The sequence below is a fragment of the Aminobacter sp. P4_D5 genome (genome assembly GCF_056401815.1).
On the sequence record NZ_JBFUIP010000210.1, the window covers coordinates 1 to 8,401 of the forward strand.

12 protein-coding genes are annotated in these 8,401 nt (G+C 57.5%); 6 read left to right on the forward strand and 6 right to left on the reverse strand.

Annotation, left to right across the window (positions count from 1 at the left end; all coding sequences use genetic code 11):
- Positions 1–187, reverse strand: a 187-nt coding sequence (locus tag AC1DWF_RS27955; protein WP_476842316.1) for a hypothetical protein, incomplete at its 3' end; no start/stop codon positions are given.
- Here AC1DWF_RS27955 and AC1DWF_RS27960 point away from each other — a divergent pair.
- The 4 genes from AC1DWF_RS27960 (at position 155) to AC1DWF_RS27975 (ending at position 2,883) form a co-directional block, all read left to right on the forward strand.
- Positions 155–1,126, forward strand: a complete 972-nt coding sequence (locus tag AC1DWF_RS27960) for a DUF6925 family protein (RefSeq protein ID WP_476842314.1) — start codon at positions 155–157, stop codon at positions 1,124–1,126. The two genes, AC1DWF_RS27955 and AC1DWF_RS27960, sit on opposite strands and share 33 nt — an antisense overlap.
- Before the next feature lie 405 nt (positions 1,127–1,531).
- A complete protein-coding gene (locus AC1DWF_RS27965) occupies positions 1,532–1,750 on the forward strand; it encodes a Fic/DOC family N-terminal domain-containing protein (protein ID WP_476804420.1) in 219 nt (72 codons plus the stop codon).
- A gap of 11 nt (positions 1,751–1,761) precedes the next feature.
- Positions 1,762–2,190: an antitoxin Xre-like helix-turn-helix domain-containing protein gene (locus AC1DWF_RS27970; RefSeq protein ID WP_476786168.1), complete on the forward strand. Its 429-nt coding sequence runs from the start codon at positions 1,762–1,764 to the stop codon at positions 2,188–2,190.
- A gap of 99 nt (positions 2,191–2,289) precedes the next feature.
- Positions 2,290–2,883, forward strand: a complete 594-nt coding sequence (locus AC1DWF_RS27975; protein ID WP_476786172.1) for an RES family NAD+ phosphorylase — start codon at positions 2,290–2,292, stop codon at positions 2,881–2,883.
- Between the two features lie 331 nt (positions 2,884–3,214).
- On the opposite strand, the gene AC1DWF_RS27980 is transcribed toward AC1DWF_RS27975, so the two are convergent.
- From AC1DWF_RS27980 to AC1DWF_RS27995, 4 genes are all read right to left on the reverse strand, one after another.
- Positions 3,215–3,571 (reverse strand): type II toxin-antitoxin system HicB family antitoxin, encoded by a 357-nt coding sequence (locus AC1DWF_RS27980; RefSeq protein WP_476842311.1) that lies wholly within the window; start codon positions 3,569–3,571, stop codon positions 3,215–3,217.
- On the reverse strand, positions 3,568–3,822 hold the full coding sequence (locus AC1DWF_RS27985; RefSeq protein ID WP_476786169.1) for a type II toxin-antitoxin system HicA family toxin: 255 nt from the start codon (positions 3,820–3,822) through the stop codon (positions 3,568–3,570). Before AC1DWF_RS27985 ends, AC1DWF_RS27980 begins: the two co-directional genes overlap by 4 nt.
- A gap of 117 nt (positions 3,823–3,939) precedes the next feature.
- On the reverse strand, positions 3,940–5,292 hold the full coding sequence (locus tag AC1DWF_RS27990) for an aminotransferase-like domain-containing protein (RefSeq protein ID WP_476789236.1): 1,353 nt from the start codon (positions 5,290–5,292) through the stop codon (positions 3,940–3,942).
- Positions 5,293–5,686: 394 nt separating this feature from the next.
- Positions 5,687–6,253: a L,D-transpeptidase gene (locus AC1DWF_RS27995; RefSeq protein WP_476842315.1), complete on the reverse strand. Its 567-nt coding sequence runs from the start codon at positions 6,251–6,253 to the stop codon at positions 5,687–5,689.
- A 298-nt stretch (positions 6,254–6,551) separates the two neighbouring features.
- Here AC1DWF_RS27995 and AC1DWF_RS28000 point away from each other — a divergent pair, with 298 nt between their 5' ends.
- The gene (locus AC1DWF_RS28000; RefSeq protein WP_476786611.1) at positions 6,552–6,803 is read left to right on the forward strand and encodes a hypothetical protein; all 252 of its coding nucleotides are present in this window, start codon (positions 6,552–6,554) and stop codon (positions 6,801–6,803) included.
- A 577-nt stretch (positions 6,804–7,380) separates the two neighbouring features.
- Positions 7,381–7,752 carry a hypothetical protein gene (locus AC1DWF_RS28005; RefSeq protein WP_476842312.1) on the forward strand — a complete coding sequence of 124 codons (372 nt, stop codon included), beginning with the start codon at positions 7,381–7,383 and terminating at the stop codon, positions 7,750–7,752.
- Positions 7,753–8,160: 408 nt separating this feature from the next.
- On the opposite strand, the gene AC1DWF_RS28010 is transcribed toward AC1DWF_RS28005, so the two are convergent.
- The coding region (locus AC1DWF_RS28010) for a transposase domain-containing protein (protein ID WP_476842313.1) at positions 8,161–8,401 on the reverse strand (241 nt) is incomplete at its 5' end.

Consider the following 8,401-nt stretch of genomic DNA (forward strand, 5'->3'; position numbering starts at 1 on the left):
AGGCGGAATGCTGGTGCAACCGCTTGATCTGGCAAAGGCGGAATGCTGGTGCAACCGCTTGATCTGGCAACAGCCCCCACGAAGGAATGATCCCATGAACCGACTTCAGGACCTTCTTGGCCAGCACCTTGCCAATTGGCAGAGCGGATGGAGCATGGGCACCTTTGGAGCCATAGCCGAGTTTCATCAGGACCTCGGCGAAATTCCGGTGATTGACGATCCAGCTCGCCTCACGCGGGCAACGCGAAGAGGCGGAGTCCGTATCGTGTCTGCAGCTCTCGCGAACATCGTTCCCGTCGCTTACGAGACTCTCAGCCCGAAAAGACATCGCTGGAGCCAGGCACTGGCACTCTGCCTGCCTGAGCACCTGGCGCGCAGACCTGCGCGCCAGGTGCTGACCGAAATTGGCCCGGACGACAATGCCATCCGCGGCATCGATCGGACAGGTATCCTGTTCGACATGGGCCTGAAGCTGACGCAATGCGACTTCTGCATCCGCACCAGCGATCCGAAGCTGCTGGGCGTGCTGAGGGCCAATCTCGGTCTATCAGTGATGGATCCCACAAATCAAGCGATGGCCGCGATCCTCTCGGTGCATCCTCACCGCGTTGCATTGACCAACATCGGCCGCGTCGAGGTCTACCAGAAGATCGGTGGACCCGACACAGGCGGGGTTTCGCCGGCGGGGCCGCACACTCATGTTCTGCCAAAACTGCTGAAAGGTTGCCGAACCCATTCTGCCAACACGCCAATTCCTGTTGGGTTATTGCCTGTTGGCTCACTGCATCCCGGAAATCCCGTCAGCGACGAAATGGGACGAGACAGGCCGTTCGACAAACAGCTGCATGGAGCTTTCCAATCCCTGCTGAAGGACTTTGGGATCGCAGAAGCCGTAGCGGCAAAGTCGTTGGTCGAAGTGGCTCTACGGGACGGCAAAGAGCCAGACGAAATCGAGCTGCCAGCGACGAGGCTGTCGAGAACATCGCTGCGCATGGCTCTTCGACAACACGAGCATGTCGCCCAATCTGGCGCTCAAGCTGAATTGCTGGCCCTCATCGGCCGCTGGCGCAATGCCCTGGAAGGGACAGATGATTCCGTTGAAGAGGACGACGCTCCTGGTCACTAGGTAAATCATCTCGAACGGGTATTATCCCCTGCAGGTACGCTTCTCAGCGAGGCGATCGGGTTGAAAAGCTGCTTCGCCTGTGATCCGGCAAAATTGAACGCCGATCGGGGGGTAGTTTTGGAGCCGTTTGACACCTCTGCATCTGAGCAACTGGCTCGCAACGCTCAGAATATGCCGTTGGATCGCGTTTCCATCGACACGATTCAACTACATGTCGATGCCGACGACGTATCCGCCCGACATTTCGATCGAAGTGGGATTGATCGACATGCCTTTCCGCCCTGACCGCCCCTACAACGACCTCCTGCCCTGCCCCCGCGCGAGGATGTCGAGACCAAGGCAGTCCCAAAGGCCTGCATCGAGACCCGGACGGCGCTGGCCGAACTTCGCAAATCCGGCCAGTTTATTCCGAACCAGGCCATTCTGATCAACTCGATTCCGCTGCTCGAAGCACAGGCGAGTTCTGGGATCGAGATCATCGTCACCACGACCGATAGGCTGTTCCGCTTCGCCAATGTACCCGGCACGGAACAGATCGGGCTCTCGTTGCACACCTCATTCCGATCCTGGTTTGAATTCTGGACAGGATACCATCATATGATGTATAGATTTACCGCCATATGATGGAGCAATCGATGCTTGCCCCCGTACACACTTTTCCGATTCTTCCGGAGCGACAGGACTTTTCGGACGAAGCCGATCGGGCGCGACTGTCAAAAGTAGCGCTCAAGGCCTACAAGCGTCTCGTCGAACAATGGGGTCTGACGGGCCAGCAGGCTGCAGCACTCCTCGACATCTCGACGAGCACCTGGGAGCGTCTGAAGCAGGAGGGGAAGGAAAAGCACCTCAGCCAAGATCAGTTGACCCGGATTTCAGCAATGGTCGGCATCTATAAGGGGCTGCACCTAGTGTTTGCTGACGACATGGCCGATCGCTGGCCAAGACTTGAGAACAAAGGACCCCTCTTCAGGCGGGTGAGCCCGATCGCATCGATGATAAAGAGCGGCATTCCTCAGATGCTTGAGGTGCGCAGATATGTCGACGCGGTCCGTGGGGGACTGTGATTGTCGATAGATGGTGTACCGGTCGTAACAGACGCGTTTCCTACAACCGTCCGGCTGGTGACAACCGCCCGACTTCGTGCTGCGGTATTGGCCCCATTGGTGGACGACGAGGATGAACTCGAACTCCTCGCCGAGATTGAAGGCGCGACCAGCTCACGGCTGCTTGCGCAGGAAAAGGGGATCTCGGGTCTGGCGGCCAACGAACTCGTCTACGACGTCCCCCATGCGCATTTTATCAACGCGTCGTTCGCCTATGCCAAACCGCAGCAGCCAAACCGATTCAATGGAGCGGATCGGGGCGCCTGGTACGCCGCGCTTGACGTCAAGACCTGCCTCTATGAGGTCGGATACCATCTGTCCAATGCACTAGCGGACGCAGGCGATTATCACGCCATAGTCGAATATGCGGAGATGTTCTGCAGTCTTGCAGGCGCGTTTCTCGATCTTAGGCAACGACTAGACCATCCATCGCTCGATCCAGAAAAAGCCAGAGCCTATCCGATAGGCAATGCGTTAGCTGACAGCGCTCGCGCCGAGGGGCTCAATGGCATTATCTATCCTTCTGCCCGACACACAGGCGGCACCTGCATCGTTGCCTTGAGGCCCGCGGCGGTACAATCGGTCAGACAGGGAGCAATCTATCGCATGGTATGGACGGGTGACCCCACGCCAATGATCGAAGGACCATCGTAACAGCCTGACGTGAGCTCAGCAAAGGGCCAATCTGACCAGAAACAAACTTTGCAACGGTGCCTCGAGACCGGAAACGGCAGCTCCCGCTTTAAGAACATGTTTGGCGCACGAACCCAAGCATAGCCCACAAGGAGAAAAGCAGGAACTTGACCGCAGTTACCGACCCGAAACATACCTATGAGACGGGTCAATTCTCGGCAATTCCGGGTCAACTCTCAGTGCAAATTAACAGTGGGCGTCCTTCGGCAGATCGATACCGCCTATCTCGCCGCACTAGCTGTCGTTCGCGCTAGGCGGCCTAGCCTGCAAGGCGGCCTAGCGGATCAGGYGCTCAGTCTAGCCTCTGCGAAGTCTCTTCTTCGGAAACAGCCTTGGCAAGAACCTCTTCACCCCATTGATTAAGGCTCTTTCCTGCGAGTTCGGCAGCGATTGCCGCCTTTGAATGCACCTCTGGGTCAACACGAAGCATCAGGTTGCCTGAATAGGGCTTCTGAGGGGCTTTGCCGGCTTTGGCGCACGCGTCGATATAATCGTCCACCGCCTCGTGAAAAGCAGCCTTTAGATCAGCGACCGTGTCGGCATGAAAGCCGATCACATCCCTAATACCGGCAATGCGGCCGGTGAAGATTTCATCGTCGGCATCAAACTCGATCCGAGCAGCGTAACCATTGTAAACCATAGCCTTCATGGCCTCACTCCTATCTGTACAAGGAACTCGCGAGCGTCTTTGACCTGATACCGCTTGGCCTCTTTGGCGGGATGAGGACGATGGAAGCTGGCGATGTGGCCCTTGTAGTTGAAACGGACGCGAGAGCCGTTGCCTTCAACGACTTCGCATCCGACAGCAATTAGAAGGCCCTCGACGTCAGCCCATTCGATAGTGCCCGAAACCGGGTTCTTGAATATGGCTTCAAGGGTCTTTGTCTGCTTGCTGTTCATGCATGCAACTTAGGAGGTGGTGTTGAGTTTTGCAAGCAAAAAGTGAATGCAAATAACAGGCAGTCGAGCAGCCCTATCTATGCGATAGCGTACTGCGCGACCGAATGTGCGGAAAAGCTAGACGACGGCTCTTGTTGCAAGTGAAGGCTGATCGATAAGTGAAGCAAGCAAGGTCAAGGCGTCTTCAAGAGCCGCTCTGTCGGGCGCCACACCAAGTGAAATGCGCACGGCTTCCGGTGGCTGTACGGTAATAGAGAACGCGGAACTTGGAACGATCGCAACGCCAGACCGATCGGCATGCTCGGCAAAATCGGTCGCTCGCCAATGTTGCGGCAGCCTGAGCCAAAGATGATGTCCGAAAGGGTCGGCCGAAAAACTCGATCCGCGCAATATCGACGCCGCTAGTTTCTGGCGCTCGGCATTTTCCTCCCGGATTGCCGTGGTGATCGAAGCCAATGTGCCGTCTGCGATCCACCTCGATGCCAATGCGGCATTGAGGGGCGGCGCCATAAGATTTGTTGCCCGCAAGATTCCGGCAAGCCGCCTGGCCTGCGTGTTGCCCGGCGCAACGATATAGGCCACCCGCAGTGCCGGCGTCACGCACTTGGAAAGTGTTGCGATATGCCAGGTTAGGTCGCTTGCCATGGCGGCAAGGGCTGTGACGCCTGTGGCGCTTAGCGGTGAATAGGGATCGTCTTCGATGATCGCCACGCCATGGTTGCGCGCGATCTCGACGATCTTTCGCCGGCGGCCTTCGTTAAGCGTCGCCGTCGTCGGATTGTCCATTGCCGGTACGATGTAAATCGCCTTGGGCGGAGCTCTACGGCAACGTTGATCAAATGCATCCGGCACGATGCCTTCCGCGTCCATCAAGATGGGCTCGAGCACCAGCCCGCGTTGCTGGGCGACGGCCTTCAGGCCGGGATAGGTCAGCGCGCCGGCAGCGATCGCATCGCCTGGTTTGGCCAGGTACTCGCAGATCGCAAAGAGTGCGCTTTGTGCGCCGCCCGCGACAAGGATTCTGCCGGGCGCTACGGCACCGACCCGCTGCTCCAGCCAGTCAGCAGCCGCAGTTCTATCTGGATCACTGCCAGTGCTTTCTTGGTAGTGAAGGTGAAGCATGCCTCGCGGGCTAGAGAGTAGATCGGCAATCCCGGCCGGTATACGTCGCCGAAGGTCGGCGGCGACCGGTTGCGGCGGGATATTCATGCTGAGGTCGAGCAGTGGCGTGCCGCTAAAGCTGCCTGCGGACTGCTGGCTCGCTACGCCCTCTCGAATGAATGTCCCGCGTCCGGCGTGCGCATCGACCAACCCCCTGCGGCGGGCTTCGTTCAATGCACGTGTAACAGTCGTCAGGTCCACACCAAGCACTTCGGCTATCGAGCGTTGGGCCGGCAGGCGATCTCCCGGATGGACCCGTCCAGTGTGGATATCTGCCTCCAGCGCCTCGACGATTGCCAGATACTTCAAGCGAGCATCGCGCTCCAATCGAGGTCGCCACAGAGACATTAGGTGGAAATCCGTATGTGTATTTCGCCTACAATTTGGCTACCATGTCTTGTAGTGAACCGGAAGTCCATCAGTTGCCAGCGCAAGGCAGCCGCAAATGCTTCTATGGCGGTACATGCTCGATTCCAGCTGGGCAGCTTTTGGTCGCTAATGTGGGTAGAGCCGCCGTTCGCCAGCTTCTTGCCGCCCGACCGCTTGCGACCCCATTGCTGCCAATGGCGCATCCCTCCCGCAAGACCGATTCTAATCGGTCGAGGCGGCCACCATCCCACCGCTCACATGGTCTGTCGATCGATACGAAATCAGAACTGCGGACGGACAAGGCTTCTGATCCCCTGACCTTGGCGCAAAGTGACTAGACAACGATAACTCGGGCGCCGTTGCGCACTGTCCCAAAGAGCTCAAAAACATGCTCGTTCAACATCCGAATGCAACCGGACGATGCAGCAGTGCCAATAGACCACGGCTCATTGGTCCCATGAATACGGTATAGGGTATCCCGGCCATCACGATAGAGATACAGGGCCCTTGCTCCGAGCGGATTTTGCGGGCCTCCGGGGACGCGCACGGGCAAGTTCGGGTTACGGCGTCGCATATTGGCTGTAGGAGTCCACGTTGGCCATTTGGCCCTTCGTTSAACTATTGCCTCACCACTCCATTTCTGTCCGTCCCGACCGACTGCAATCCCGAAGCGGATCGCCCTACCAGGACCTTCGATGTAGTACAGGAAGCGCTCTTGCTTGTTGATAAGGATCGTTCCGACAGGTTCCTTGCCTGAATAAGCTACAGACTGTCGGTGGAACTGCCTCGGAACAAGCGCCTTGTCGACCAGAGGAATATCAAACGGGTGATCTGGAATTCTCCCAATATACCAACGCTTCTGGGAGGCTTCGGCACGTCCGAATAGAGCTAGAAATGACATCCCTCCCACAATCAGGGATCGTCTATTTAGAAAACCTGACAAATGAATCTCCCCTCAACCCGCCGGCAGAATACCAGGTAAACCAGACGTGGCGCTAACTGACAAGCAGAGCGCTTCGTCGCCGAATACCTCGTCCATCTGAACGCAACCCAGGCAGGGCGCTAACCTGAACCACTTCTACGTGTACGAGCTCGCAGACCCTCGAGACGCGGCAAACTGCCGAAGCGCGATTGCGGTTGGTAGCGACTTCCCGGTCGTGCGGGCAGCCACGGCATCCCCTCAAACCCAGGAGACTGCCATGCGATATTCCCGCATGTTCTTTAGCCTGCCGTTAGCGTGCCTGGCACTCGCCGCCGCGCTGGCGTTCTTCACTCCCCATTCGCTGCGTGTCGACTACGGCGAAGGCCTCAGTGCCGCGTCGTGGCAGATGCCCGACTTCAGCGTGTTCGACGTCATGGCGCCGGCCGATGCAATCATTGCCGAGCGAAGCCTGCTCGACAAACCGGTCGATGCCCATGCTGCCCTCTACGTCCGTGCCGACAGCCGCTGACCGTGTGGCGCACCGCTGTCGACGCCTAGTCGCACGCCTACTCGCACATTTCCCCCTCACCTCGGCGTCAAACACCGGGGCCATTTGCCACCCACCAGAGCATGTTCATTTCTGCTTCCTCAGCCGAGGGCGAAGATATGCACATCGAATTACCCGGCAGAGCTACCTCACCTCGTGAGCAGTTTAGTTCGCTTTTACAAGCACGACGCATCGGTTCCGGCAGCAACTCATCCGATCCGGTCAGGACGATCTTGCCGTACTTGACCGCCACGCCAAGCATATGGCGTGATGAAAAACGCTTTCGTGTGGTCGGCTGTGTGGACCCCGATCTCGCTGGCGCGGTATCGGCGCGCGGCTTGAAGGCTCCCTAACTAGCAGAAGAATTGTAACTAATTGCCCCTTCGGCCTCTCTGCGAGGCCAGCTATAGCTCGATGAGGTTAGTCTATGTTGCGCGGCCGGCTGCGGCTCGAAACGGGCCGTCAGAGGAGCTTGTGGGACATCTGCGCCGCACCTGGCGACGGGACCAGGATGACAACATCATCACGTATTTCAAACCGCATCATKGGAAAAGTTGCAATGAATAACAGATGGCTTTTCGCTGCTGTGCTCTGTCTGCCTGCTATGGGTTGCAACAGCGGCGATGCTCGGATGACTGCGCTGCGGGCCGACATTGCCAGCCGCCAAGCGACTGCCGAAATGGCGGTCGACCGCCCCGATGCCACACCAGAGGATATTGAGCGCGCCAAGGGCTATGCCTCTGCGCAATCGTGCATCGATCAGCTTCAGGCGCATTCACGAGCCGTGCAGACACAAAACATGGCGACGAAGGGCGCGATGGCTGCCGTCAGCTTCGCCGGACCGGGTGGCGCACTGGCAGCTCGCGCGATGGGGCCAGCAAACAGCATGGCGATACGAACCCAGGGTCACTACAGAGTTGCCTGCTATTAGGCGATAGTCGAACTGAGGTGCGTTTAGATCATGTGTTGGAACGGTCCAATCACTCGTGTTGTCCTCGTAGCGCTAGCATATTTGAGCTGACTGCATGTCAGAGTTCCCAATCCAGTTTCCAGGGATCGAATTTTTCTGACGAAACCAAAATATTGGAAAAGCAACTCAACAATCTCTGTCAACAGCGTGGCGTCGCGGCGCTCAAGGGAGCATTTTGTAGCCAAAAGGAAGAAAAGAAGCTCCGCTATCTGTTTGTTATTGTGCAATGATTCGACGATTTTAGAATGTTGGATTTGCATCCATCTGGCGGTAATTCACTCATATGCAGGCTGATCAGTTCGTAAATGGAGAGAATTAGATTCGCCTACTGGGACTTGAACAAATGGGTAAGCGCGCAGCTGAGGCCGTTCAGGCTTGGTGGTTCCACGGCATGAGCTGATCGATTTGGGAGATCGGCCAGCGGTTGGCGATGCGATCGAGGGTCTGGGTGAGCCAGGCGAGTGGATCGACGCTGTTCATTTTGGCGGTTTGCAAAAGGGTCGCGATGGTTGCCCAGGTGCTTCCGCCGCCGTCCGACGGGACCTCATGATGCCCGGATTCTAGGGCATGAGGTGGAGGTCGCCTATCCGTTCCACCCGCTGTTCCGGCG